Consider the following 23,296-nt stretch of genomic DNA (forward strand, 5'->3'; position numbering starts at 1 on the left):
ACGCACGCACCCATGCTGGTCGAGCAGCCCCGCAGGGGCGTATCGAGACCCACCCTGGCCAAGACGACAGGCCAGCAGACCCGACTTCAGACGCAGGCGGATCTCGATACGCCCGCTCCGCGGGCTACTCGATCAGCATGCGCAGGCCGGGGCGTCGCGGAGCGACCTACCAGCGGGGGTGGACCGTGGGGCGGAAGTGGGTGTCGTAGAGGGCGTTGACGGCCTCCATGAAGGCGGGGCCGAGGGGGGCGGCGTCCGCGGCGGTGGCGTTCGCCTTCGCCTGCTCGACGGAGCGGGCACCGGGGATGACGGCGGTCACGCCGTCCTGCTGGATGATCCAGGCGAGCGCGGCGGCGGCGGGGGCCAGGCCGTGGTCGGCGGCGAGGAGGGAGAACTCCTGCGCGGCCTCGACGCCGGTCGCGAAGTCGACGCCGGAGAAGGTCTCGCCGACGTCGAAGGCCGAGCCGTCGCGGTTGTAGTTCCGGTGGTCGTCGGGCGCGAAGGTCGTCTCGGTCGTGTACCGGCCGCTGAGCAGGCCGGACGCGAGCGGGACGCGCGCCAGGACGCCGACGCCGGCCTCGCGGGCCGCGGGCAGCACCGCGTCGAGCGGCTTGAGGCGGAACGCGTTGAGGATGATCTGGACGCTCGCGACGTTCGGCCGCGCGATGGCGGTGAGCGCCTCGTCCGTGCGCTCGACCGAGACGCCGTAGTGCGCGATGGCGCCCTCGTCGACCAGGGTGTCGAGCGCGTCGAAGACCGCGTCGTCGGAGTAGACCGAGGTCGGCGGGCAGTGCAGCTGCACCAGGTCGAGCGTGTCGACGCCGAGGTTCGAGCGCGAGCGGTCGGTCCAGGCGCGGAAGTTGTCGAGCACGTAGTTGGCGGGGATCTGCTCCACGCGGCGGCCCATCTTCGTCGCGACGAAGACCTCCGCGTCGGGGTGGGCGGCGCGCCAGGCGCCGATCGTCCGCTCGCTGCGGCCGTCGCCGTAGACGTCGGCGGTGTCGAAGAGCGTGACGCCCGACTCCGCCGCGGCGTCGAGGATCGCGAGGGCGTCGCTCTCCGCGACGTCCCCCCAGTCGGCACCGAGCTGCCAGGTTCCGAGGCCGACGACGGAGACGGGCGCACCGGTGCGGCCGAAGATTCGAGTTTCCATGCCTCCACCGTAGGTGCGGCCGGAGGATGCGAGCAGCCCCTTGCGCGTGCCCTACCGTCGGAGCATGAGCCTCGTCGTCCTCGGAAGCGCCAATCTCGATCACGTCCACCGGGTGGCCCGCATCCCCGCGCCCGGCGAGACCGTTCTCGCCCTCGACTCCCGCACCTTCCCCGGCGGCAAGGGGCTCAACCAGGCGGTGGCCGCCGCCCGCACGGTCGCGGGCAGCGCCTTCGTCACGAGCCTCGGGCGCGACGCCGCGGGCGACGAGCTCGCGGGACTGCTGGCGGAGGAGCCGCTCGAGCTGCACGCGCGCCGCGGAGACGAGCGCACCGGCACCGCGCAGATCACAGTGGACGACGCGGGCGAGAACGCGATCGTCGTCGACTCCGGCGCGAACGCCGCCTTCACCGACCTGACCGCGGAGGAGGAGGCGCTGATCGCCAGCGCCTCGGCGCTCCTGCTGCAGCTCGAGATCCCGGTCCCGACCGTGCTGGCGGCGGCACGGGCCGGCCGTGCGTCAGGGACCACCACCGTCCTCAACGCGGCGCCGATCGGCCCGCTGCCCGAGGAGCTGCTCGCCGAGCTGGACGTGCTGATCGTCAACGAGCACGAGGCGCGCGAGCTCGGCGCCGAGCGCGGCATCGCGGCGGCGGACGACACGGCCCTCGCCGTCGGCCTGACGGCGCTCGTCCCGCTGGTGCTGGTCACCCTCGGCTCGGACGGCGTGGTGGTCGCCGTCCGCGACCGCGAGCCGGTGCGCGCGCCGGCGTTCCGCGTCGCCGTCGTCGACACGACCGGCGCCGGCGACACCTTCTGCGGCGTCTTCGCGGCACGGCTCGCGGGCGGCGGCCACCGGCTCGACGACCCGGCGGCGCTGGTCGAGCTCGTCCGCTGGGCGACGGCGGCCGCGGCGATCTCGGTCACCCGGGCCGGCGCGGCGGTCTCGACGCCGACGGCGGCCGAGACGGAGGCGTTCCTCGCCGAGCACGGCGCCTAGACGGCTCGCCCTCCGGGCAGTCGACCGGGGGCGGCGCTCCCCCGCGTCAGTCGACGGAGGCGATCCGGATCGCGACGCGCGCCCGGCGACCGGGGTGCTCGCGCCGGCACCACTCGCGCACGACGGAGCCGACCGTCCGGGCGACATCCGGCGCCGACGACTCCGCGGCGACGCAGACCTCCGCGGACACCGACACCTCGTCGCCGAGGACGCGCACGAGCACCGGCTCGGCGAAGGTGCCGCCGGAGACCGCGCCGAGCGGCCCGTCCGCGGCGTCGACCGTGGAGGGCGTCAGCGCGCCCGCGGCGTGCGCGAGGACGTCGCGCACCTGCCCGCGCGCCGGCACGAGCATGGCCACTCCCGCAAGGGCGCGGATCTCGGCGGTGAGCACGGCGGCCGCGCTGGGCGCGGGCTCGCCGGGAGCGACCGCGGGCACCAGCACGATCGGCGCGACGGGCCGCGGCTCGGACCCGGTCACGACTCCTCCCCGTTCGGGACGTAGACGTCCTCGACGCGCACGTCGATCGTCGAGACGCGCAGCTCGGTCTGGGTGAGCAGCCGGGAGTGGATCCGCTCGCGCACCTGCTGCGCCGCGTCGGCGATCGGGACGCCCCAGAACACCGAGATCGTCACCTCGACCGCGATGTCGGCGCCGGGGTCGGCGACGTCGCCCTGCAGCCGGCAGCGGCCGACGAGGACTCCGGAGACGCTGTCGCCCGCCTCGCGGACGATGCCGCGGACGGCGCCCTCGGTGATCGTCAGCTCGACGTCGGGGTCGGTGCTCGCGAGCGGGATGTCGCGGCCGGCCCGGGCCTCGCGCCGCACCTGGGTGAGGATCGAGCCGAACCAGTTCTCGGTGGGCACGGGGAGGTGCGCGGCGTCGTCGTCGATCAGCGCACCGGACAGGGCGCGGACGCGCTCGAGGGCGCGGAGCGTGCGGCGGTGCTCCGGCGACTCCTCGATCGCGGGGTCGTAGGGCAGGCGGCCGCGGTCGAGGTAGTCGCTGAGCTCGTCGAGGCCGACGGCGTCGCCGGCGTCGGTCTCCGCATCGGTCGCGTCGGTCTCCTCGACCGGATCGACCAGCGGCGCGCTCAGGGGCGGCAGCACGACGTCCTCGCCGGAGTCCGGGCGTCCGGGCGTCTCGTCCGGGGTCATCGCGCCGATCCCTTCATCGCGCCGACTCCTTCATCGCAGGCCCTCATCGCCAGTCCTCCATCGCCACGACCAGCGACTCCCGTGCTCGAGCGAGCTTGCCGCGGACGGCGGTGGCGGTGATGCCGAGGTGATCGGCGATCTCACTGTACGACTCGCCGCCGACCTCGCGGAGCAGCCAGCACTGCCGCTGGGTCTCGGGCAGGTCGGCCAGTGCCCGGGCGAGAGCGCGCATGGCGTCGCTCTGCTCGACCGACTCGAACGGACCGGGCTCGCGGGCCGGCGGGTGCTCGACGGCGTCGACGTCGTCGACCGGTCTGCGCTGGCGGAGGAGGTCGACGCTGGACCGGCTGACGATCCGCATCATCCAGCTCCGGACGCTCGCCGGCTCCTTCAGCTGCGGGAGCTGGGCCCAGACGGTGATCAGCGCGTTCTGCACCGCGTCCGACGCGTCGGCCTGCGAGCCGGTCAGCCGCCAGGCGTAGGCGCGGAGGATCGACTGGTGCCGCTTGACCAGCACCTCGAACGCCCGGACGTCGCCCTCGGCGGAGCGCTCGGCGAGGAGCGCATCGCTCGCCGTCTCCAGACCGGGCATGACGCTCCTCAGCGCTCACCGGCGGGAGCCGGATGGACTATCAGGTGACACTCAGCAAAAACTCTGACCTTCACCGTGACGAACGCCCGTCGGGCTCCGTCTCACTCATGAAAGCACAGCCCGACGGGAAACCCGCCGGACTCCCCGACCCCGGCCGCGCACCACGAGCGGCCGACGACACGCACAGGAGTCACCATGAGCGACAGCACGCGCACCCCCGCCACCCCCACCGCCCCCCGCGTCGACAAGGCCTCGGTCGACACCGTCACCAGCCTCGGCGGCAGCACGGTCTCCGGCACGGCCCAGGGCCGCACCGTCATCGACGACGCCGTCATCGCCAAGGTCGCCGGCATCGCCGCGCGCCAGGTGCCCGGCGTCTTCGCCCTCGGCAACAACGCCGCCCGTGCCTTCGGCGCGATCCGATCGGCCGTCGGCGGCAACGACCACGCCCAGGGCGTCAGCGTCGAGGTCGGCGAGACCCAGGTCGCCGCCGATGTCACGCTCGTCGTCGAGTACCCGGTGCCGATGCAGTCGGTCGCCGACCAGGTCCGCGCCGCGGTGTCCGAGGCCGTCACCGAGCTCGTCGGCATGTCCGTCGCGGAGATCAACGTCGCGATCGTCGACGTGCACATCCCCGGCGAGGACAAGGGCGACACCGAGACCGAGAGCCGCGTCCGATGAGCGACCCCCGCATCCCCGCCCCCGCCCCGGCCGGCCGCAGCACCACGCTCGGCCTCGTCGTCGGCGCGATCCTCGCCTTCGCCGCCCTGCTCTTCGGCTTCTGGGGCTTCGTCCTCACCGCCGTCTTCATGGCGCTCGGCGTCCTGATCGCGCGGATGCTCGACGGCTCGCTCGACGTGCGCAGCCTCGTGGACGTGTTCCGCGGCCGCACCACCTCCCGCTAGGAGTCGCCATGACCGCACTCGACCAGCGTCCCGCCGAGCGGACCGCTCGGACGGAGCCGGGGACCGTCACGATCTCCGTCCGCTCCCTCGAGCGGACGGCGGTGGCGATCGTCCACGAGGAGCTGGGGGTCGAGGTCTCCGCGATCCGCGTCCGGCTGTCGGACGACAGCGGCGGCCTCGCGCTCGCCGTCACCGCCCCGGTGGTGACGGACGGCTCCGGCCCGGCCGGGGAGAGCCTCCTCGACCGCCTGCACCGCCAGCGCGCCGCCGTCGCCTCCCGCATGGGGGCGCTCACCGGGCGCACCGTCAGCCGCGTCGACCTCCGGGTCAGCGGCACCCGCACTGCCAGCAGCACCCCGAGGAGGGTCGCATGAGCCCCGCAGCCACCCCCCGCGACGCGGCCCCGGACGCGCGGTACCGCCGCTACCTGCGCCGCGAGACGCACAGCTCGCGCTCCGCGGCCCAGATCGTCGTGCTCGTGCTGATCATCCTGATCGCCGCGTACGTCGGGACGGAGGCGGTGCTCGCGATCGTCGGAGCCGCTCCCCTGCTGCTCGCGCCGTCCGCGCTCCTCGGAGCGATCGTCGGCGTGACGGATCTCGCCTCCGGCGCGATCATCGGGATCGCCGTCGGCACCGCGGTGCTGGCGCTGATCCTGCTGGTCCTCGCCCTCGCCCCGGGGGCCCGAGCCCGCCACACCGTGGCGGACGACCGGCTCGCCGTGGTCCTCGACGACGGCGTGATCGCGTCCTCCCTGGCCCGGTCGGCCCGCACGGCCGCCCGCTCCCGCCGCGAGGACACCCGTGCCTCGATCGGGCGCCGCACCGCCGTGATCGAGGTGACCCCCTCCTCGGGGATCACCGTCGACCGCGACTCCGTGCAGTCGGCCGTCGACGACGAGCTGAGCCGCATCGCGGCGACGCCCGCCCCCCGCGCCACCGTCCGCATCTCCGACTCCGGGAGGATCTGATGACCACGAGCAACCGGTTCGTGAACCGCCTGATCCTCCTCCTGGTCGGCCTCGTCCTCGCCGCCGTCACGGCAGGCCTGGTCCTGATCGCCGTCTCGCAGCCGGTCCGCGACGCGGTCGCCGACGTCGCGGACGGCCAGGGCGCGGCCCTCGTCTCCCGCATCTCACCGGAGGACGGCACCGCCTGGAGCGACGCCGCCGTGCTGTGGCCGCTCTACGCCATCGTCGGGATCTGCGTCCTGGGCATCGTCCTCGCGCTCGTCCTGATCCTCGCCCACGGCCACGGCCGCACGAGCACCGTCCTCACGGACTCGGGCTCGGCGAGCGGGGTCGCCGGAGAGGTCGAGATCGCCACCGGCTTCGCCGAGGACGTCCTCGAGAACGCTCTGGCCGGCCGCACCGATCTGATCGACGTGACCGTCGCGGCCTACCGCCACGGCTCGTCGACGGCGCTCAAGGTCCGGGTCCTGCCCCGCGGCGGGGTCTCGCCCCGCACGGTCGTGGACGCGGTGCGCCAGGAGGTCCTGGAGCTCGATCGCCTGCTCGGCGCACGACTGCCCGTCGTGCTCGAGGTCGCCTCCAGCGCCCGAGCCGGGTTCTCCAAGGAGGACCGGGTCGCCTGACCCGCGAGCGCCCGCGCTCACCCACCACTTCCTCCAGCGGCCGTCGCCGGAGGACGAACCGAATCGAACGGAAGGAGCCCCTCATGGGTGCTGACGACAAGATCCGCAACGCTGCCGAGAACCTGCTCGGCAAGGCCAAGGAAGCGGCCGGCAAGCTGACCGACAACGAGAAGCTCGAGGCCGAGGGCCAGGCCGACCAGACGAAGGCCCACACCAAGAAGGTCGGCGAGGACGTCAAGGACGTCTTCAAGAACTGACGCTTCTCCCGAACGACGAAGAGGCCGCCTGTCGCTGATGCGACGGCGGCCTCTTTCCGTGTCTCTCCGGGCTTCGGGGCTCCGGCTCAGACGCTCCAGAACATGATGCGCCCGGCCGAGGCCGAGTCGATGCTCTGGTCGAGGTTGTCGGCGGTGTGCGAGGAGTACAGGATCGTGCTCCCCTTCACGCTCGTGACGACGCCGGTGTGGTCCCAGTCGCCCGAGCCGTCCCAGTCGAACTGCACGACGTCGCCGGGCTTCACGTCCGCGCGCTGCGCGTTCGTGAGGGGCGTCGCCCGCTCCGGGTGCGCGGAGAGGTAGGAGTTGAACGCGGTCGAGGAGGCCCAGGCCGAGCTGTAGCCGCCGGTCCGCGAGTAGCTCCACTCGCCGTCCATCTCCCAGCCGCGGGCGATCAGCGACTGCGAGGTGAAGTTGACGCAGTCGTTGCCGCCGATCACGCCGTACTGCGCGGAGTTGTAGTCGGACCAGTAGGTCTGCAGGTAGTCGAGCTGCGAAGCGAGGCGGCTGGCCTCGAGCGCGGCGGCGGCCTTCGCGGCCTCGATCGCCGGATCGGGCGTGTAGGCGAAGGTGATCGCGGAGGCGACGACCTTGGTGGTCGCGAGCACGCCGGTAGCGGCCGGGCTGGGCGAGGCCGTCGCGGCGGGGGCGACGAGCTCGGCGGGCTGCGCGTCTGTCGCGGCGGCGGCCGGGGCGGCGGTCGGCGCGGCGGTCGCGTCGGCGGCGGTCGGAGTGGCCGCCGGAGTGGCGGCGGTCGCCGTCAGCGGCTCCTGGGTCGCGGTCGACGCGTCGACGGCGGGCTGCACCGTCTCGACCGGCGTGCCGTCGACGGTCACCGCGGCCGCGGCGTCGGTGACGGCGTCGAAGGTGATCGGCGCTCCCCCGGCGTCGAAGAAGGCGACGGGGACGACTCCCTCGGCCTCGCCGCTCGCGGGCGGCGCGGTGACGGTGATCTGGTCGGGGTTGTCGACGGTGACGCTGCCCTCGGCGTCGCCGAAGCGGACGGTCGCCACGGAGTCGAGGTTCGAGCCGGCGAGGGTGACGCTCGTGCCGCCGGCGACGGTGCCGGTGGTGGTCGAGACGCTGCTGAGCACGACGCGGGAGTCGGCCGTGGTGGCCGGCAGGACGGTGACGGGCGCGGCCGTCGCCGTCGGGGCGGCGGTGGAGGCGGTCGCCGACTCGGCGTCCGTGGAGGCGCCGACGGTGAGGCTCACACCGGAGGCGGCGGCCACGAGGACGAGCCCGCCGGACATCGCCAGCACGAGGTGCCGGCGCGAGGGTCGGAAGAAGGACGAGCCGCGACGAGCGGGCTCGACGCGCTGGCGGTGCCCCTCGGCGGCCCGGCGGTCGCGGCGGGAGGGGAAGACGTCGCCGCTCGCGGGGTGCAGCGGGGCGGCGGCGGAGGGGCGGATGCCCTCGGCGGCCGGCGCGAGCGCGGCGGGAGCGAGGACGGCCGGGGCCGGGGGCTCGACGGCGGGGGCGGCGGGAGCGGCGACCGGAGTCGCGCGGACGCGGCCCTCGCGCTCGCGCGCCTCACGGCGGGTCGGCGGCGGTGCGAGCTGAGCGTCGGCGGGGGCGACCTCGGCGGCAGCGGGCACGGTGGAACGGGTGGAACTGTGGGGCACAGGGGAACTCACGGGTCGGTGCGCACGGGGGCGGGGGCGTGCGGGATTTCAGGGGGAAGCGGCCATGTCACCACGCGGGAGTCGGAGTCCCCTAAGGGTGACCTCCGAAAGCACTCCGAGTAACGGTACGGTAACAACGCCCGTCTGTCACGTCCGCTTCTGATCGCGGCCGTCTCCGCAAGCCCTTGCGGACCGATTTCCGGACACATCCGGATGTCGGAACGGACACGCGTTTAGCCCCCGAGCCGCTCGATCCTCCGCACGGCCGCACGCCGCCGATTGTGCAGCCACCCCCAGCTGGAGAAGTTCCGGGCATAGAAGATCCAGATTCCCGGGATGGTCGGCAGACCCTCCTCCGCCAGGCGCGCGTTGATCCGCTGCCCGTCCCTCCCACTGCCGTCGCTCTCGGCGAAGACCGATTGGAGGCGAACGAGCACGTCGGAGGAGAACGGATGTCCGGCGATCGCGGCGTCGATCGCCTCCAGCTCGCGCTGCAGCTTCTCCCGCGTCGGTCTCCGGAGCACCGTGCTTCCCTTCCGCCTTTCGGCCACGCGGGCGGGAACCCCTCCCGCCCGCGTCTCAACAGGCTTGTCACCCCTCCAACGGATGCGCCGACAGCTCCCCAGTCGGTTCGAGCACTGGGCAGGCTCACTGACGGACGACGAGCGGGTTCAACCCCGATGCCGCTCGATCCTCCGCACGGCCGCGCGCCGCCGGTTGTGCAGCCACCACCAGCTGAGCGAGTACCGCAGCGTGGAAGCTCCGATCGTCTGAAGTTCCGGCAGGCCCTGCTCACGGAGTCGCGCGCTGATCAGCTCCTTGTCCCCGTCGCCGTCCTCGATGACGGCGAAGGCGCGCGTGATCGGCTCGGACCTGAAGGGATGGGCTTCGATGGCGTCATCGATCGAGCGGAGCTCACGCGATAAGCGCTCAGGTGAGCGTCGGCGGAACACGCTCCGGCCCTACTTTCCCCTGAGGCAGACCATGATCGACACGGCCAGCCCTCCACCGATCGATCCCGGCCCGCCCGACGCCATGATCGACACGATCTGCGGTCCGTTGATTCCGAGTCCGATGAGGCACTTGAACACGAAGGGCGCCAGCCACGCCGGATCGGCTACGACCGGGTACGCCACTCCGGGCGCCGAGTGATCGACCGTCTGCGTGAGGGTCGAACCGGACACCGAGTAGTGCGTCGGGATCCGGTCCCCGTCCGCGTCGATCGCCCACGCTGCTCCGATGAGCAGCGCGATGCCGCCGTCGGCATCGACGACCGCCGCTCCGTCGCCGAGCAGCTCGAGCCGCTGCCCCTCGGCGAGGGTCACGTCGTAGGAGTAGTCGGCCGGAGCCTGAGCATCCGCGATCGTCGTCAGCATCTGCACGCCTCGATCGCCGACCACGACGGAGGTCGCACTGTGAGCCGCGGGGTACACGACTCCCCCGTCCGCGAGGGCGGCAGCCGGACCAGCGCTCTCCGCGGCAGGGAGATCGACGATCACGGTCCGGGCACCGTCGCCGATCCGGACACCGGCGGACGGATCGGACGGCACGACGACCGAGCCGGAGCCCAGGGCGGCCGTCCCGGCACCCTCGAGAACAGCGTCGTGGAGGAGAGTCGGATCGACCCTCTCGACGTTCTCGAGGGCCTCGGCGACCGTCGCCGACGCAAGCGTCGGCGGGCCCGGATCCTCGGCGGCGATGGCCGCCGGGGCGAGGAGTGCGGAGACGGCCACGAGGGCCGTGAAGGACAGTGCGGACGAGCGCCTCGAGGAGGCGAGCAGCGGGAATGTCGTGGGATCTCCTTCGATCGAAAGCGAGCCTGCCTCGCTTTGAAGGAGAGGTTAGGGACGCGCTCGTTCGAACGGAAGGCGTGGCGTGGGACGCCCGACAGGGCGCGCCAGGAGGCGCGAGGGGGTGATCTCGAGCCGCCGATCAACCGACCGGGGGCGCCGCTAGGAGACCGCGCCCAGCGCGTAGTCGGGGGCGTCCGGCAGCCCGAACAGGCGCTCGAGCGTCGGAATGCCGGCGTCGTGCAGGTGCTGCGCGAGCTCCACGCCGATGTAGCGGAGGTGGTACGGCTCGGACTCGTAGCCGGTGATCGGCGTGGTGTCGGGCTTGTAGCGGACGAGGAAGCCGAAGCGGTGCGCGTTCGCGCCGACCCACTGGCCCTCGGGGGTGTCGCCCCAGCAGATCTCGAGGGCGCAGGTCCCCGAGGAGCCGACGACGTCGACGGCCCAGCCGGTCTGGTGCTCGCTGTGCCCCGGGCGCGCGCTGGTCGCGTCCGCTCCGGCCTGGCCGCGCGAGGACACCCAGCCGGCGTAGACGCTGACCTGGGTGTCGTAGGAGCGGTAGGCGCTCTGCACCGCGAGCGAGAGGCCGGCCTCGCTCGAGGCCGCGGCGAACATCGGCACGAGTGCGTCCGCGGTCGCCTGGCGCATCGGCTGGCGATTGACGTAGGACACGTCCGGGTAGACGAGGTCGGCGGGGACGTAGTCGACCGGGTTCAGGGTGCGGAGCTTGTTGACGACCACCCAGATGCTGGCCGGGTCGTCGTTCGAGTGCGCGGAGAGGTCGATCCCGGGCGTCGCGGTCGGCGTCGGCGTGGGCGTCTCGGTCGGGGTCTCGACCGGCACCGCGCTCGCCGTGGCGGAGGCACTCGCCGACGCGCCCGGGACGGCACTCGGAGTCGCGGACGCGGCGGGAGTTCTCGCGCGGCCGGCGCCGAGTGCCGCGTTCACGCCGACAGCAGCGACTCCGGCGGCCACGGCGACTCCCCCGATCACCAGTGCGCGGCGCCGGAGGGGGCGCCCCTCCGGGGTCGGGTTCTCGTCCGAGGTCATGCTCCGAGCCTACGCGGGGCCCCGATCGCGCCCCCGTCCAGGGATGTCAAGCACTGAGGGGTGTATCCGTTCAGCACTGCTCCTCCACGCAGCTCTCCAATATCCTCAAAGAATTCACATAAGCAGACCCCCTAGCTTGAGTGACAGCCTCGGCGACCGCGCTCCTCCGCCCCCTCGGAGGAGCCGCCCACCGGTCCCGATGACGAGAGGACCCCATGCTGCGCCCCTTGCACGTCCGAGCAGTCCCCCTCCGCGCCGTCGCCCGGGCGGCCGAGCTGCCCGACGGCGACCTCCCGTCCGTCGAGGTGAGCGGGATCACCCTCACCGCCTCCGACGTCGAGCCGGGTGACCTCTTCGTCGCCCTCGCCGGCGTCAACCGCCACGGCTCCGACTTCGTCGCGGAGGCCGCCGAGCGCGGTGCCGTCGGCGTCCTCACCGATGCGGCCGGCGAGTCCGCCGCGCGCGCCACCGGCCTGCCCGTGCTCGTCGTCGACGACCCGCGGGCCCGCCTCGGCGCCGTCGCCGCCGTCGTCTACGCGACGACCGAGCGCGCGCCCCTGCTCCTCGGCGTCACCGGCACCAACGGCAAGACCTCGACGGTGCACATGCTCGAGGGGATGCTGCGGCAGCTCGGCGTCGTGCCCGGCCTGAGCTCCACCGCGGAGCGCCACATCGGCGACACCTCCGTGACGAGCGGGCTCACCACTCCCGAGGCGACCGAGCTGCACGCCCTCATCGCGCGCATGCAGGAGGAGGGGGTCGGCGCCGCCGCGATCGAGGTCAGCGCGCAGGCCCTCACCCGGCACCGCGTCGACGGCGTCGTCTTCGACGTCGCCGCGTTCACGAACCTGAGCCACGACCACCTCGACGACTACGGCGACATGGACACCTACTTCGCCGAGAAGGCGCAGCTGTTCCAGCCCGACCGCTCGCGCCGCGCGGTCGTCTCGCTCGACTCCCCCGCCGGGCAGCGCCTGGTGAACGAGGCGGGCGTCCCCGTCACCACGATCACCTCGCTCCCCGACGTCGACGCCGACTGGCGGGTGAGCATCCTCGAGCAGGAGTTCGGCCGCACCCACTTCCGCGTGGAGAACCGGGAGAACCGGGCGATCACCACGTCCGTCCCGATCATCGGCGCGCACATGGCGGCCAACGCCGCGCTGGCGATCGTGATGCTGATCGAGGCGGGCCGGCCGATCGGCGAGATCCGGGCGGCCCTGCACCGCGACGGCGGCCTCGACGTCTCCCTCCCCGGCCGCACCGAGCGCGTCTCGGGCGAGCACGGCCCCACGGTGTACGTGGACTTCGGCCACAGCGCCGACGCCTTCACCCGCACGCTCGAGGCGGTGCGCGAGGTCACTCCGGGCCGCGTGATCATGGTCTTCGGCGCCGACGGCGACCGCGACGCCCTGAAGCGGCCGGCGATGGCCGAGGCGGCGGTCTCGGGCAGCGACGTGCTCGTCATCACCGATCACCACCCGCGCTTCGAGGACCCGGCGTCGATCCGCAGCACCCTGATGGCAGCGGCCCGCGCGGCGCGGCCGGACGGCGAGATCCACGAGGTCGACGACCCCAAGCGCGCGATCCGCGTCGCCGTGTCGCTGGCGCAGGAGGGCGACTCGATCCTCTGGGCCGGACCGGGGCACCAGAACTACCGCGACATCGAGGGCGTGCGGACGCCGTACTCGGCTCGGGCCGAGGCGCGGGCGGCGCTGCGCGAGGCCGGCTGGGCCGAGGCGGGGGTCCCGGCGCACAGCTGAGCGGCGGCCCCGCGGGGCCCCGATCGCCCTCCTCGAACCGCGGATCGGGCGGGCCGTTCTGAGATCCTCCACAGGCTCGCCGGAAGCGGTGCCGTCGAGTCCGCACGCGGTGTAACTTTGCGCAGCACGCAACGTTTGCGGCGGTCCGCCGTGCCCTGGCGGCGTCCGCCAGACAAGGGGACCCCCGTGACCGATTCCGCCCGCCCACCCGCGACCGCCGCCACTCCCTCGGGCGCGATCATGTCGCACCGCCAGATCCTCTTCGTGATCTTCGGCCTGATGGCGGGGATGTTCCTGTCCTCGCTCGACCAGACGATCGTCGGCACCTCGATGCGCACGATCGCCGACGACCTCGACGGCCTCTCGCAGCAGGCCTGGGTCACCACCGCGTACCTGATCGTCTCGACGATCGCGACGCCGATCTACGGCAAGCTCTCCGACATCTTCGGCCGCCGCCCGCTCTACCTGATCGCGATCGTCCTGTTCCTGATCGGCTCGCTCCTGGCCGGCTTCGCGACCTCGATGCTCGGCCTCGCCGGCTTCCGCGCGGTGCAGGGCCTCGGCGCCGGCGGACTGATGTCGCTCGCCCTCACCGTGATGGGCGACATCCTGCCGCCGCGCGAGCGCGCCAAGTACCAGGGCTACTTCCTCGCCGTCTTCGGCATCTCCAGCGTCGTCGGCCCGCTGATCGGCGGCCTCCTCGCCGGCACCCCCGAGATCCTCTTCATCACCGGCTGGCGCTGGGTCTTCCTGATCAACCTGCCGATCGGCGCCGTGGCGCTGTTCATCGTGGTCCGCTTCCTGCACCTGCCCAAGCCCGCCGCCCGCCGCTCCGTGCGGATCGACTGGTGGGGTGCGGCGCTCGTGATCGTCGCCGCCGTGCCGCTCCTGCTCGTCGCCGAGCAGGGCCGCGAGTGGGGCTGGGGCTCGCCGATCGCGTGGGTCTGCTACGTCGTCGGCGTGCTCGGCATCGTCGGCTTCATCGCCGCCGAGCGGATGATGGGCGACGACGCGCTGATCCCGCTGAAGCTCTTCCGCTCGCCGACCTTCTCGATGGCGACCGTCCTGGGCGTGCTGGTCGGCTTCGGCATGTTCGGCGGCATGATGGCGCTCCCGCTCTACCTGCAGCTCGTGAACGGCGCGACGCCGACCGAGTCCGGCTTCCTGATGCTGCCGATGATCCTCGGCCTGATGATCGCCTCGATCGTCTCGGGCCAGATCATCTCCCGCACCGGCCGCTACCGCGCCTTCCCCATCCTCGGCACGTTCCTTATGTCCGCGGCGTTCTTCTACCTCTCCTTCGTCTCGATCGACAAGCCGGTGATCTTCGTGATGGGCGGCATGCTGCTGCTCGGCCTCGGCCTGGGCCTGATGATGCAGACGCTGACCCTCGCCTCGCAGAACTCGGTCGACACGGCGAACATGGGCGTTGCGACCAGCGCCTCGACGTTCTTCCGCCAGATCGGCGGCACGCTGGGCACCGCGGTCATCTTCTCGGTGCTGTTCAGCCGCATCCCGGAGACCATCGCCGCCGCCTTCAAGAACCCCACGATCGCCGCGAACCTGCAGGCCGCCGCGTCCGACCCGACGATCGCGGCCGACCCGGCCAACGCGGGCATCCTGAAACTGCTGCAGTCGCAGGACTCGGGCGCGATCGGCTCGGCGCTCGACGGCGACACCTCGTTCCTGAACACGGCGAACGACGCCCTCTCGGCGCCGTTCCTCACCGGCTTCAACGACGCGACGGTCACGGTCTTCCAGGTGGCGCTCGGCGTGGTGCTGCTCGCCTTCGTGCTCTCCTGGTTCCTGAAGACCCCGCCGCTGCGGGCGAAGTCGGCCATGCAGGAGGCGCACGACCTCGCGAACGAGGACGCCGCGGCCGAGCTGCGCCGCACCGACCCGCAGCTGGCTGCCCGCGCGGGCGCCGACCTCGCCGCCGGCAGCATCGAGCCCGACGTGCGGACCGACTCCGTCGCCACCGCGCCCCGGCGCACGGAGGACGGCGACCGGCGCGGCTGATCGCTGCGCCCGGTCGGCTCCTTCCGACCCCTGACGGCCCGGACGCCTCGGCGTGCCGGGCCGTCGGCGTTCCCGCGGCCGGATCTCCGACCGTGCCTCCGGCCGCCCCTCATGCCGTCCCTCCAGCGCGGTGAGAGAGCGCTCCACCGGGATGGTCGTAGGATGACGGGACAGCCGCCGAAGGAGTCCGCAGTGACCGTTCCCCCCTCCCCCGCCCCGACCCTGCCGGAGCAGATCGCCCGGGTCGAGCGCCTCGCCGCCCGTGACTGGCCCGCCGGATTCCTCTGGGGCTCCGCCACCGCCGCCGCGCAGATCGAGGGCGCCGGCCACGAGGGCGGCAAGGAGGACAGCATCTGGGACGCCTTCTCCCGCGTCCCCGGCGCCGTCGCGAACGGCGACACGCCTGAGGTCGCCGTCGACCACTACCACCGGATGCCCGCCGACGTCGCGCTGATGAAGCGCCTCGGCCTCGCCTCCTACCGCTTCTCGGTCAGCTGGTCGCGGGTGAAGCCCGGCGACCGCTCCGTCAACACCGAGGGACTCGACTTCTACTCCCGCCTCGTCGACGAGCTGCTCGGCGCCGGAGTCCTGCCCTGGCTGACGCTCTACCACTGGGACCTGCCGCAGGCCCTCGAGGAGACGGGCGGCTGGACGAACCGCGACACCGCCGAGCGCTTCCGGGACTACGCGGAGGCGGTGCATGCGCGCCTCGGCGACCGGGTGGCGCACTGGACCACCTTCAACGAGCCGTTCTGCTCGACCCTGCTCTCCTACGGCGCCGGGATCCACGCGCCCGGCGTGATCTCGCAGCAGGCCGCTCTGGCCGCGGTGCACCACACCCACCTCGCGCACGGGCTCGCCGTCTCGGCCCTGCGCGAGCTCGGCGCGCAGAACCTCGGCATCACGCTCAACCTCTCCAACGCCGTCCCCGACGACCCGGAGGACGGGGTCGACCTCGACGCCGCGCGCCGCTTCGACGCACTGCAGAACCGCATCTTCCTCGACCCGCTGCTGCTCGGCGAGTACCCCGAGGACCTCCTCGAGGACGTCGCGGGCCTGGGTCTGGACGAGCTGATCCAGGACGGCGACCTGGCGACGATCGCGCAGCCGCTCGACTTCCTCGGCGTGAACCACTACCACGACGACAACGTCTCGGGGCATCCGCTGCCGGCCGACGCCGAGGACTTCGCGCAGGCGACCGAGCGCGAGGTCGGCTCGCCGTGGGTCGGCTCGGAGTCGATCACCTTCCCCTCGCGCGGCCTCCCGCGCACCGCCATGGACTGGGAGGTGCACCCCGACGGCCTGCGCTACCTGCTCACGCGGCTGGGCCTGGAGTACGAGAACCTGCCGCCGCTCTACGTCACCGAGAACGGGGCCGCGTACGACGACGTCGTCGAGGACGGCCGCGTGCACGACGTCGACCGCACCCAGTACGTGCTCGACCACGTCGAGAAGGTCGCGGACGCGATCGACCAGGGCGCCGACGTCCGCGGCTACTTCGTCTGGTCGCTGCTCGACAACTACGAGTGGGCTTGGGGCTACGAGAAGCGCTTCGGCATCGTCCGGGTCGACTACGCCAGCCAGGAGCGGCTGATCAAGGACTCCGGACTCGTCTACTCCCGCCTGATCGGCGGCGCCGCGGCCGAGGCGCTGGACTAGCCCGTGTCCGAGGGCATCAGGGGAGGCGGGCGCTCGCCGACGCTCGAGGCCGTGGCCGCCCGGGCCGGCGTCTCGCGCGCCACCGTCTCGCGGGTGGTCAACAACGCGCCGCAGGTCGCCGCGGAGATCGTCGCCGCCGTGCAGAAGGCGATCGTCGAGCTGGACTACGTGCCCAACCGGGCGGCGCGGATGCTCGCCTCCCGGCGCACGCAGTCGATCGCGCTGATCGTGCCGGAGTCGACCGCGCGCGTCTTCGCCGACCCGTTCTTCGCCGCGATCGTGCAGGGCGCCGCCATGCGCCTCGCCGACACCGACTACACGCTGTCGATGCTGATCGCCTCGGAGACCAGCGGCGAGAAGACCCGCCGCTACCTCCTCGGCGGCAACGTCGACGGCGCCCTGGTCGTCTCGCACCACTCCGGCGACCACTCCTACGCCGCGCTGTCGAACTCGCTGCCGATCGTCTTCGGCGGCCGGCCGCTCTCGCCCGACGAGCGGGACTCCTACTTCGTCGACGTCGACAACGCCGACGGGGCCGCCGTCGCGACCGCGCACCTGATCGCGGGCGGGCGGCGCCGCATCGCGACCATCGCCGGTCCGGCCGACATGCCGCCCGGCGTCGACCGCCTGATCGGCTGGCGCAGCGCCCTGACCGACGCGGGTCTCGACGACTCCCTCGTCGAGTGGGGCGACTTCTCGCCCGAGAGCGGCACCGCGGCGATGCGCCGGCTCCTCGAGCGCGATCCCTCGATCGACGGCCTCTTCGCCGCCAACGACCAGATGGCCGTCGGCGCCTACGCGGCGCTGCGGGAGGCGGGCCGCCGCGTCCCCGAGGACGTCGCCGTCGTCGGCTTCGACGACGACATCTTCGCCCGCTCCGCCGTGCCCGCCCTCAGCACCGTCCGCCAGGTCCCCGTCGAGCTCGGCGCCCGGATGGCCGAGCTCCTGACCGCCCGCATCGAGGGCGCCGACGTCGAGCACCGCACCCTGATGCCCACCGAGCTGATCGTCCGCGCCAGCTCCTGAGCCCCGGCGGCGCACCTCCCCTGCCCACGCGCCCCCGCCCGCCCTCCCTCCTCCATTCCTCAACAGTTGCGGTAGTCGCACGCGACTACCGCAACTTTTGGAGGGTGGGTACGCGTCAGCCGATCCAGCCGTGGGCGCGGAGGGCGGCGCGGATCTCGGCGATCGTCCGGGCGCGTCCCCGGGCGAGGCCCTCGGCGCGGACGGGGACGGTGATCCAGCCTGCGAGCTGGAGGTCCAGCAGGCGCTGCCGGTCGCGGGCGAACTGGGCGTGCCCGGTGCGGTGGTGGGTCCCGTCGTACTCGGCCAGCACCTTCCACTCTTCGAAGACGAGGTCGCCGATCGCGATGAGCCGGCCCCCGGCTCGGATCGGGGCGTTCGCCCGCGGCGCGGGGAGGCCGGCTTCGACGATGGCGAGGCGGAGGTCGGTCTCGGGCCGCGAGGCGGCGGCGTCCGACGCGACGGCCAGCGCCGCTCGAAGCGCTCGTGACCCGCGCCCGTGATAGCCGTCGAGCGCGATGGCGAGCTGCTCCCTGGTCGCGAACGGGCGGTCGAGCGAAGCGGCCCTCGGGACGAACAGGAGATGATCGGTCGCCGCGACCAGCTCCTTGTGCGGGAGCTCGGCGCCGAGGAGCAGCCAGGTCGAGGCGGCATCGGTGACCGGGAGCCCGAGGCGCTCGACCACGCTCACCCGCGTCGCCGAGATCACGTGCCCGATCACCCCGCGGCATCGAGGCGGCCGAGCCGGATCGAAGACGGACACGTGGACGGGGTCGTCCTCGGCATCGCGCGTCGGCACGGGGATCCCGAAGACGACCGCCGCAGTCAGGTGCGAGGAGAAGTGCCCGGCTCGCAGCCTCGGCACGGAGGCCTGCGCCCGCTGCAGGTGGGTCCTCGGCTCGACGAGCGTCCGCACCCCGTGGAAGGGGCGGGCGAGAGCACGGCTCCGGACCCGGTCCTCCGTCCAGCCGGCCTTGATCGCGGCACCGCGGGTGAATGCTCCGAGGGGCCCGACTGCTTCGCTCATCCCCCGATGATGACCTGCTCCTCGAGCCCGACCTCGTTCTCCACAGCCTCCGCCCCTCACGACCCCCCTGTGGAGGAGCCCCGCCCCTCGAACGCGCCACCGATTATCCAAGAGTTGCGGTAGTGGCGCGCGACTACCGCAACTTTTGAGGAGTGGGACGGGGGCACCGCGGGGCCGGGCCACATGGAGGGAGTGGCGTCAGAGGTACAGCGGCTCCGGGTCGTGGGCGGCGAAGCGGCGGCGCATCACCGCGATGGCGTCGGCGTGCTCGTCGACGAGGACGAAGCGGCGGCCGAGGGCGTGGGCGACGGCGCCGGTGGTGCCGGAGCCGGCGAAGAAGTCGAGCACGGCGTCGCCCTCGCGGCTGGAGGCCTGGACGATGCGGCGGAGCACGCCCTCGGGCTTCTGGGTGGGGTAGCCGGTCTTCTCGCGGCCGGTGGGCGAGACGATGGTGTGCCACCAGACGTCGGTGGGGCGCTTGCCGCGCTCGGCCTTCTCAGGGGTGACGAGGCCGGGTGCCATGTACGGCTCGCGGTCCACGGCGGCGGAGTCGAAGTGGTAGCCGCGCGGGTCCTTCACGTAGACGAGGATCGTGTCGTGCTTGGTCGGCCAGCGCTTGGTGGCCTTGGCGCCGTAGTCGTAGGCCCAGATGATCTCGTTGAGGAAGCACTCGCGGCCGAACAGAGCGTCCAGCAGCACCTTCGCGTAGTGCGCCTCGCGGTAGTCGAGGTGCAGATAGAGGGTGCCGTCGTCGGCGAGCAGGCGCCAGGCCTCGGCGAGGCGCGGCTCGAGGAAGGACCAGTAGTCGTCGAAGCGGTCGTCGTAGCGGAGGAGGTCGCCGCGGATCCGCTCGTAGCTGCGGCCCTTGAAGCCGGAGATGGTGCCGGTCGCCGAGCGGACGGAGGTGGTCGACGTCCGCACCTGCGCGCGGCCGGTGTTGAACGGCGGATCGAGGTACACGACGGTGAAGGACCCGTCCGCGAGCAGCGGCAGGACCTCGAGGTTCTCGGCATGGATCACCGCGCTCCGGGTCTCCGGGACGCCGTCCGCGATCTGGATCGTCCTGGGCACTCCGCAATGGTGTCACGGGGGCGCGGGCCGCTCGGACACGGCACCGACCCCTCCGACACGCCTCGACGGGCGGCTGCCCGGGCCGCCGCGGGCCCCGGCGTAGAGTGACGCGATGATCTCCGAGGTGCGCCACGACGAGGACCGGTCCCAGTACACGCTGTGGGTCGACGGCGAGAACGTCGGCCTCGCCGACTACGCGGTCCGCGGCGCGGACGTGGTCTTCCTGCACACCGAGATCGCTCCCGAGCACCGGCACGAGGGCCTCGGCGACCGCCTGGTCGAGGCCGCCCTGGACGACGCGCACGACCGCGGCGCGCACGTCGTCCCGCTCTGCCCGTTCGTCGCCGACTTCATCGCCGACCACCCGGACTACCAGGAGCTGCTCGCGAGCTGAGCCGAGCGGAGCCGGCGCCCCGGAGGGCGCCCCGCCTCACGGCACCCGGCGCAGCCACTCCGGCGTCGAGTACTTCGACGCCACGAGCTCCTCGGCCTCCGCGTACTCCTCGGCCGTCAGATCGCCCGCGGTCCCGCCGTGCAGCTGGACGAAGGTCGCCTTCATCCGCTCGATGATCTCGGCACGGCTGAGCCCGGTCTGGCTGCGCAGCGGGTCGACGCGCTTCACCGCGGAGGCGATGCCCTTGTCGGAGAGCTTCTCGCGCCCGATCCGCAGCACCTGCACCATCTTCTCGGCGTCGATGTCGTAGCTCATGGTCACGTGGTGCAGGACGGCGCCGGAGCCGAGCCGCTTCTGCGCCGCTCCGCCGATCTTGCCGGAGGGCGAGGTGATGTCGTTGAGCGGCTGGTAGACCGCGTCGATGCCGAGCGACTGCAGCGCGCTGACGGCCCACTCGTCGAGGAAGGCGTAGGAGTCGGCGAAGGTGAGGCCCTGCACGAGATCGCCGGGGACGTAGAGCGAGTAGGTGACGACGCTGCCCGCCTCCATGAACATCGCGCCGCCGCCCGAGATGCGGCGGACGACCTCGACGCCGTACTTCTCCGCGTTCTCGAGGTCGACCTCGTTGCGCAGCGACTGGAAGCTGCCGATGACCACGGCGGGCTGGTCCCACTCCCAGATCCGCAGCGTCGGCTCGCGGCGCCCCTCGCCGACGGCCGCGGTGAGCACCTCGTCGAGCGCGAGGTGCATCGACGGCGAGACCGCCTTCGCGTGCACGATGCGCCAGTCGTAGTCGCGCCAGCTGGTCGCCTTCTGCAGCGAGCGCCGGATCGCGACCGCGACGGCCTCGGGGGTGAAGCCGAGCAGCACCGCATCGGCGGGGAGCGCCTGGCGGATCACCGCGGCGATCGTCTTCGCGTCGCTCTCGGCCGGCAGCCCCACCACGGCGCGGTCGATGTCGTCGAGCGCCGTGTCGGGCTCGAGGAAGAAGTCGCCCGCGAGCCGGAAGCCGGCGAACCTCCCGTCGACGACGTCGAGGTCGACGACCACGAGCTTTCCACCGGGGACCTTGTACTCGCCATGCATGACGCCAGCCTAGGCCGGAGGAGCGACGTCCTCCCCTGGTGCGGGGAACCGCTCGTCGAGCCAGCCGACCAGGTCGGCCGTGACCTCGACGCGGTTGAGCTCCTGGAACAGCTCGTGCCGCGCCTCCGGGTACACCCGCACGCTGACGTCCGTGTAGCCGGCCCGGCGGCGGTACGCCTGGGCCAGCGCCCGCACCGAGCGCTCGCCGCCGAGGCTGTCGTCCGCACCGACGACGAGCAGCAGCGGCAGCGGGTGCTCGGGCCGCCGGGCCGGCCGGCCCACGAGCCGCAGCGTCTCGCGCAGCCCGATCCGCTTCGCGAGCGGGGTGGTGAAGGTGAGCGGGTCGTCGTGGAAGAGCTGCCAGACCGCCGGGTCGCGCGAGAGCCACTCGAGCCCGAGCCCGCCGGGCACCCGGTGCCGGCGGGCCAGATCGCCGGCGTTCATGTACCCGGGGAGGCGGTACGCCGTGCCGCTGAGGATCAGGGCGGCGTAGTCGGCGGAGCGGTGGTCGACGATCCGCTGCGCCATCAGCGAGCCCCAGGAGTGGCCGAGCAGGACGATCGGGACGCCGCAGTTCTCGGCCCCCAGCTCGCGGGTCAGCCGGTTGATCGCCTCCTCCGCCGCACGCAGACCGCCCGGGCCGAGCCGCCCGAGCTCGGCGACGTCGCCGCCGTGCTGCTCGAGGCCGGTGCGCCCGTGCCCGCGGTGATCGTCGGCGGCGACCGCGTAGCCCGCGGCGACGAGCGCCTCGGCGAGCTCGACGTAGCGGCCGGAGTGCTCGCCCACGCCGTGCGCGATCTGCACGATCGCCTTCGGGCGCGGGTGCGACCACCAGCGCCAGTGGATCGTCACGCCGTAGGCGTCCTGGAAGGTCCTGTCGACCGCGGTGCCGGGCATGGGACCAGTGTGGCCCTCCGGCCGCTGAGCGCGAAGACGAGCGGAAGAACTGAGAAGATACTCACGATCCGTCGGACAACGGTCCTGCCCGCCCGCCTGATCGCTAGCGTTCTAGCGCCGTGCGGAGCCCCCACGTCCGTCCCCATCCCCCATCTCGAGCGAGGCCAGCCCCCACATGACCGTGTCGCCCCTGATCTGGACCCTGACGATCGTCTTCATCGTCCTGCTCCTGCTCTTCGACTTCTTCTTCCACGTGCGCAAGGCGCACGAGCCGACCCTCAAGGAGTCTGCGCTCTGGTCGGCCCTCTACGTCGGCATCGCCGTGCTCTTCGGCGTCGGCGTCCTGGTCTTCGGCGGACCGACCCCCGGCTCCGAGTACTTCGCGGGCTACATCACCGAGAAGGCGCTGTCGGTCGACAACCTCTTCGTCTTCCTCATCATCATGGCGAGCTTCAAGGTGCCCCGCGCCGACCAGCAGAAGGTGCTGCTCTTCGGCATCGTCTTCGCGCTGATCGCCCGCACCGGCTTCATCTTCCTCGGCGCCGCGCTGATCAACTCCTTCGCCTGGATCTTCTACCTCTTCGGCCTGATCCTGCTGCTGACCGCGTTCAACCTGGTGAAGCCCGGCGACGAGCACGCCGGCGACAACGTGATGGTCCGCCTCGCCAAGCGCATCTTCAAGACGAGCGACCAGTACGACGGCGACAAGTTCTACACGCACATCGACGGCAAGAAGGTCCTCACGCCGATGATCCTGGTGATGGCGGCGATCGGCGGCACGGACATCCTGTTCGCGCTCGACAGCGTCCCCGCGATCTTCGGCCTCACCAGCGACGTCTTCCTGGTCTTCACCGCCACGGCGTTCTCGCTGCTCGGTCTGCGCCAGCTGTACTTCCTGATCGACGGACTGCTCGACCGCCTCGTCTACCTCAGCTACGGCCTCGCCGCGATCCTCGCCTTCATCGGCGTGAAGCTGATCCTGCACGCGCTGCACGAGAACAACCTGCCGTTCATCAACGGCGGCGAGCACGTCGAGGTCTTCGAGATCGGCACCGGCCTCTCGCTCACCGTGATCATCGGAGTCCTGGCCGTCACGGTCATCGCCTCGCTGGTCAGCCCGAAGGGCCGCCGCATGGCCGCCGAGGCCGCGGAGCGCAAGCGCGTGGCCGCACAGGCCGGAGCGGACGTCGAAACGGGACACTGACCCGCACAACGAAGGCCGGGA

General features: G+C 72.6%; 26 protein-coding genes. 13 read left to right on the forward strand and 13 right to left on the reverse strand.

Annotated elements, in window-relative coordinates; translation table 11 throughout:
- Window positions 1–166: 166 nt before the first annotated feature.
- Window positions 167–1,153, reverse strand: coding sequence for an aldo/keto reductase (locus HRK28_RS05575; RefSeq protein ID WP_160087529.1), 987 nt, complete (start codon window positions 1,151–1,153; stop codon window positions 167–169).
- 64 nt (window positions 1,154–1,217) lie between these two features.
- On the opposite strand from HRK28_RS05575, the gene HRK28_RS05580 reads away from it, so the two are divergent.
- Window positions 1,218–2,150, forward strand: coding sequence for a ribokinase (locus tag HRK28_RS05580; protein WP_173250651.1), 933 nt, complete (start codon window positions 1,218–1,220; stop codon window positions 2,148–2,150).
- 46 nt (window positions 2,151–2,196) lie between these two features.
- Here HRK28_RS05580 and HRK28_RS05585 read toward each other — a convergent pair whose 3' ends face one another.
- Genes HRK28_RS05585 through HRK28_RS05595 form a run of 3 tightly spaced genes read right to left on the reverse strand, consistent with a single transcriptional unit; the run spans window position 2,197 to window position 3,897 of the window.
- On the reverse strand, window positions 2,197–2,628 hold the full coding sequence (locus tag HRK28_RS05585) for a hypothetical protein (protein WP_160087525.1): 432 nt from the start codon (window positions 2,626–2,628) through the stop codon (window positions 2,197–2,199).
- Window positions 2,625–3,305, reverse strand: coding sequence for an Asp23/Gls24 family envelope stress response protein (locus HRK28_RS05590; RefSeq protein WP_173250652.1), 681 nt, complete (start codon window positions 3,303–3,305; stop codon window positions 2,625–2,627). Before HRK28_RS05590 ends, HRK28_RS05585 begins: the two co-directional genes overlap by 4 nt.
- Window positions 3,306–3,348: 43 nt before the next feature.
- On the reverse strand, window positions 3,349–3,897 hold the full coding sequence (locus HRK28_RS05595; protein ID WP_160087521.1) for an RNA polymerase sigma factor: 549 nt from the start codon (window positions 3,895–3,897) through the stop codon (window positions 3,349–3,351).
- 195 nt (window positions 3,898–4,092) lie between these two features.
- Here HRK28_RS05595 and HRK28_RS05600 point away from each other — a divergent pair, with 195 nt between their 5' ends.
- The 6 genes from HRK28_RS05600 to HRK28_RS05625 all read left to right on the forward strand — a co-directional run bounded on the left by HRK28_RS05600 (window position 4,093) and on the right by HRK28_RS05625 (window position 6,652).
- Window positions 4,093–4,578 carry an Asp23/Gls24 family envelope stress response protein gene (locus HRK28_RS05600; protein WP_160087519.1) on the forward strand — a complete coding sequence of 162 codons (486 nt, stop codon included), beginning with the start codon at window positions 4,093–4,095 and terminating at the stop codon, window positions 4,576–4,578.
- Window positions 4,575–4,802 (forward strand): DUF2273 domain-containing protein, encoded by a 228-nt coding sequence (locus HRK28_RS05605; RefSeq protein ID WP_173250653.1) that lies wholly within the window; start codon window positions 4,575–4,577, stop codon window positions 4,800–4,802. The genes HRK28_RS05600 and HRK28_RS05605 overlap by 4 nt, the downstream gene beginning before the upstream one ends.
- An 8-nt stretch (window positions 4,803–4,810) precedes the next feature.
- Window positions 4,811–5,176 (forward strand): hypothetical protein, encoded by a 366-nt coding sequence (locus HRK28_RS05610; protein WP_173250654.1) that lies wholly within the window; start codon window positions 4,811–4,813, stop codon window positions 5,174–5,176.
- The gene (locus HRK28_RS05615) at window positions 5,173–5,772 is read left to right on the forward strand and encodes a hypothetical protein (RefSeq protein WP_160087513.1); all 600 of its coding nucleotides are present in this window, start codon (window positions 5,173–5,175) and stop codon (window positions 5,770–5,772) included. Before HRK28_RS05610 ends, HRK28_RS05615 begins: the two co-directional genes overlap by 4 nt.
- Window positions 5,772–6,395 carry a hypothetical protein gene (locus HRK28_RS05620; protein ID WP_173250655.1) on the forward strand — a complete coding sequence of 208 codons (624 nt, stop codon included), beginning with the start codon at window positions 5,772–5,774 and terminating at the stop codon, window positions 6,393–6,395. The genes HRK28_RS05615 and HRK28_RS05620 overlap by 1 nt, the downstream gene beginning before the upstream one ends.
- 83 nt (window positions 6,396–6,478) lie before the next feature.
- Window positions 6,479–6,652 (forward strand): CsbD family protein, encoded by a 174-nt coding sequence (locus HRK28_RS05625; RefSeq protein ID WP_123444986.1) that lies wholly within the window; start codon window positions 6,479–6,481, stop codon window positions 6,650–6,652.
- A gap of 86 nt (window positions 6,653–6,738) precedes the next feature.
- On the opposite strand, the gene HRK28_RS05630 is transcribed toward HRK28_RS05625, so the two are convergent.
- The 5 genes from HRK28_RS05630 to HRK28_RS05650 all read right to left on the reverse strand — a co-directional run bounded on the left by HRK28_RS05630 (window position 6,739) and on the right by HRK28_RS05650 (window position 11,135).
- Entirely contained in the window at window positions 6,739–8,295 is a 1,557-nt protein-coding gene (locus HRK28_RS05630) for an amidase domain-containing protein (protein WP_173250656.1), read from the reverse strand.
- A 233-nt stretch (window positions 8,296–8,528) separates the two neighbouring features.
- Complete coding sequence (locus tag HRK28_RS05635; protein WP_160087505.1) at window positions 8,529–8,819, reverse strand: hypothetical protein; 291 nt, start codon at window positions 8,817–8,819, stop codon at window positions 8,529–8,531.
- A gap of 147 nt (window positions 8,820–8,966) precedes the next feature.
- Window positions 8,967–9,248 carry a hypothetical protein gene (locus HRK28_RS05640; RefSeq protein WP_160087503.1) on the reverse strand — a complete coding sequence of 94 codons (282 nt, stop codon included), beginning with the start codon at window positions 9,246–9,248 and terminating at the stop codon, window positions 8,967–8,969.
- 9 nt (window positions 9,249–9,257) lie between these two features.
- Window positions 9,258–10,028 (reverse strand): hypothetical protein, encoded by a 771-nt coding sequence (locus HRK28_RS05645; protein WP_173250657.1) that lies wholly within the window; start codon window positions 10,026–10,028, stop codon window positions 9,258–9,260.
- A gap of 219 nt (window positions 10,029–10,247) precedes the next feature.
- On the reverse strand, window positions 10,248–11,135 hold the full coding sequence (locus HRK28_RS05650) for a M15 family metallopeptidase (protein WP_173250658.1): 888 nt from the start codon (window positions 11,133–11,135) through the stop codon (window positions 10,248–10,250).
- Window positions 11,136–11,362: 227 nt separating this feature from the next.
- Between HRK28_RS05650 and HRK28_RS05655 the strand changes: the two genes are divergently transcribed.
- From HRK28_RS05655 to HRK28_RS05670, 4 genes are all read left to right on the forward strand, one after another.
- Window positions 11,363–12,895 (forward strand): Mur ligase family protein, encoded by a 1,533-nt coding sequence (locus HRK28_RS05655; RefSeq protein ID WP_254304499.1) that lies wholly within the window; start codon window positions 11,363–11,365, stop codon window positions 12,893–12,895.
- Window positions 12,896–13,135: 240 nt separating this feature from the next.
- Window positions 13,136–14,914: an MDR family MFS transporter gene (locus HRK28_RS05660; protein ID WP_173250995.1), complete on the forward strand. Its 1,779-nt coding sequence runs from the start codon at window positions 13,136–13,138 to the stop codon at window positions 14,912–14,914.
- A 234-nt stretch (window positions 14,915–15,148) separates the two neighbouring features.
- Window positions 15,149–16,573, forward strand: coding sequence for a GH1 family beta-glucosidase (locus tag HRK28_RS05665; protein ID WP_367948367.1), 1,425 nt, complete (start codon window positions 15,149–15,151; stop codon window positions 16,571–16,573).
- A gap of 3 nt (window positions 16,574–16,576) precedes the next feature.
- Window positions 16,577–17,599 carry a LacI family DNA-binding transcriptional regulator gene (locus HRK28_RS05670; protein ID WP_160087493.1) on the forward strand — a complete coding sequence of 341 codons (1,023 nt, stop codon included), beginning with the start codon at window positions 16,577–16,579 and terminating at the stop codon, window positions 17,597–17,599.
- A gap of 115 nt (window positions 17,600–17,714) precedes the next feature.
- Here the strand turns inward: HRK28_RS05670 and HRK28_RS05675 are convergent, their stop codons facing one another.
- Both HRK28_RS05675 and HRK28_RS05680 read right to left on the reverse strand, forming a co-directional pair.
- Entirely contained in the window at window positions 17,715–18,623 is a 909-nt protein-coding gene (locus tag HRK28_RS05675) for a hypothetical protein (protein WP_173250661.1), read from the reverse strand.
- 198 nt (window positions 18,624–18,821) lie between these two features.
- Window positions 18,822–19,694: a site-specific DNA-methyltransferase gene (locus HRK28_RS05680; protein ID WP_123444978.1), complete on the reverse strand. Its 873-nt coding sequence runs from the start codon at window positions 19,692–19,694 to the stop codon at window positions 18,822–18,824.
- A gap of 112 nt (window positions 19,695–19,806) precedes the next feature.
- Here HRK28_RS05680 and HRK28_RS05685 point away from each other — a divergent pair, with 112 nt between their 5' ends.
- A complete protein-coding gene (locus HRK28_RS05685; protein ID WP_160087487.1) occupies window positions 19,807–20,088 on the forward strand; it encodes a GNAT family N-acetyltransferase in 282 nt (93 codons plus the stop codon).
- Between the two features lie 36 nt (window positions 20,089–20,124).
- Here the strand turns inward: HRK28_RS05685 and HRK28_RS05690 are convergent, their stop codons facing one another.
- A complete protein-coding gene (locus HRK28_RS05690) occupies window positions 20,125–21,174 on the reverse strand; it encodes a biotin/lipoate A/B protein ligase family protein (protein WP_173250662.1) in 1,050 nt (349 codons plus the stop codon).
- A gap of 9 nt (window positions 21,175–21,183) precedes the next feature.
- Complete coding sequence (locus HRK28_RS05695; RefSeq protein WP_160087483.1) at window positions 21,184–22,071, reverse strand: alpha/beta fold hydrolase; 888 nt, start codon at window positions 22,069–22,071, stop codon at window positions 21,184–21,186.
- Window positions 22,072–22,246: 175 nt separating this feature from the next.
- Here HRK28_RS05695 and HRK28_RS05700 point away from each other — a divergent pair, with 175 nt between their 5' ends.
- Complete coding sequence (locus HRK28_RS05700) at window positions 22,247–23,275, forward strand: TerC family protein (RefSeq protein WP_173250663.1); 1,029 nt, start codon at window positions 22,247–22,249, stop codon at window positions 23,273–23,275.
- Window positions 23,276–23,296: the final 21 nt, after the last annotated feature.

This window comes from Rathayibacter sp. VKM Ac-2835 (assembly GCF_013266705.1).
Lineage (GTDB): Bacteria > Actinomycetota > Actinomycetes > Actinomycetales > Microbacteriaceae > Rathayibacter.

What these genes read in the sequence shown, in the direction of transcription:
- HRK28_RS05590 (WP_173250652.1), bottom strand. Translation starts at nt 3,305, where the DNA reads ATGACCCCGGACGAGACGCCCGGACGCCCGGACTCCGGCGAGGACGTC.
- HRK28_RS05600 (WP_160087519.1), top strand. Translation starts at nt 4,093, where the DNA reads ATGAGCGACAGCACGCGCACCCCCGCCACCCCCACCGCCCCCCGCGTC.
- HRK28_RS05700 (WP_173250663.1), top strand. Translation starts at nt 22,247, where the DNA reads ATGACCGTGTCGCCCCTGATCTGGACCCTGACGATCGTCTTCATCGTC.
- HRK28_RS05620 (WP_173250655.1), top strand. Translation starts at nt 5,772, where the DNA reads ATGACCACGAGCAACCGGTTCGTGAACCGCCTGATCCTCCTCCTGGTC.
- HRK28_RS05605 (WP_173250653.1), top strand. Translation starts at nt 4,575, where the DNA reads ATGAGCGACCCCCGCATCCCCGCCCCCGCCCCGGCCGGCCGCAGCACC.
- HRK28_RS05610 (WP_173250654.1), top strand. Translation starts at nt 4,811, where the DNA reads ATGACCGCACTCGACCAGCGTCCCGCCGAGCGGACCGCTCGGACGGAG.
- HRK28_RS05650 (WP_173250658.1), bottom strand. Translation starts at nt 11,135, where the DNA reads ATGACCTCGGACGAGAACCCGACCCCGGAGGGGCGCCCCCTCCGGCGC.
- HRK28_RS05580 (WP_173250651.1), top strand. Translation starts at nt 1,218, where the DNA reads ATGAGCCTCGTCGTCCTCGGAAGCGCCAATCTCGATCACGTCCACCGG.
- HRK28_RS05685 (WP_160087487.1), top strand. Translation starts at nt 19,807, where the DNA reads ATGATCTCCGAGGTGCGCCACGACGAGGACCGGTCCCAGTACACGCTG.
- HRK28_RS05690 (WP_173250662.1), bottom strand. Translation starts at nt 21,174, where the DNA reads ATGCATGGCGAGTACAAGGTCCCCGGTGGAAAGCTCGTGGTCGTCGAC.
- HRK28_RS05660 (WP_173250995.1), top strand. Translation starts at nt 13,136, where the DNA reads ATGTCGCACCGCCAGATCCTCTTCGTGATCTTCGGCCTGATGGCGGGG.
- HRK28_RS05575 (WP_160087529.1), bottom strand. Translation starts at nt 1,153, where the DNA reads ATGGAAACTCGAATCTTCGGCCGCACCGGTGCGCCCGTCTCCGTCGTC.
- HRK28_RS05615 (WP_160087513.1), top strand. Translation starts at nt 5,173, where the DNA reads ATGAGCCCCGCAGCCACCCCCCGCGACGCGGCCCCGGACGCGCGGTAC.
- HRK28_RS05675 (WP_173250661.1), bottom strand. Translation starts at nt 18,623, where the DNA reads ATGAGCGAAGCAGTCGGGCCCCTCGGAGCATTCACCCGCGGTGCCGCG.
- HRK28_RS05695 (WP_160087483.1), bottom strand. Translation starts at nt 22,071, where the DNA reads ATGCCCGGCACCGCGGTCGACAGGACCTTCCAGGACGCCTACGGCGTG.
- HRK28_RS05595 (WP_160087521.1), bottom strand. Translation starts at nt 3,897, where the DNA reads ATGCCCGGTCTGGAGACGGCGAGCGATGCGCTCCTCGCCGAGCGCTCC.
- HRK28_RS05625 (WP_123444986.1), top strand. Translation starts at nt 6,479, where the DNA reads ATGGGTGCTGACGACAAGATCCGCAACGCTGCCGAGAACCTGCTCGGC.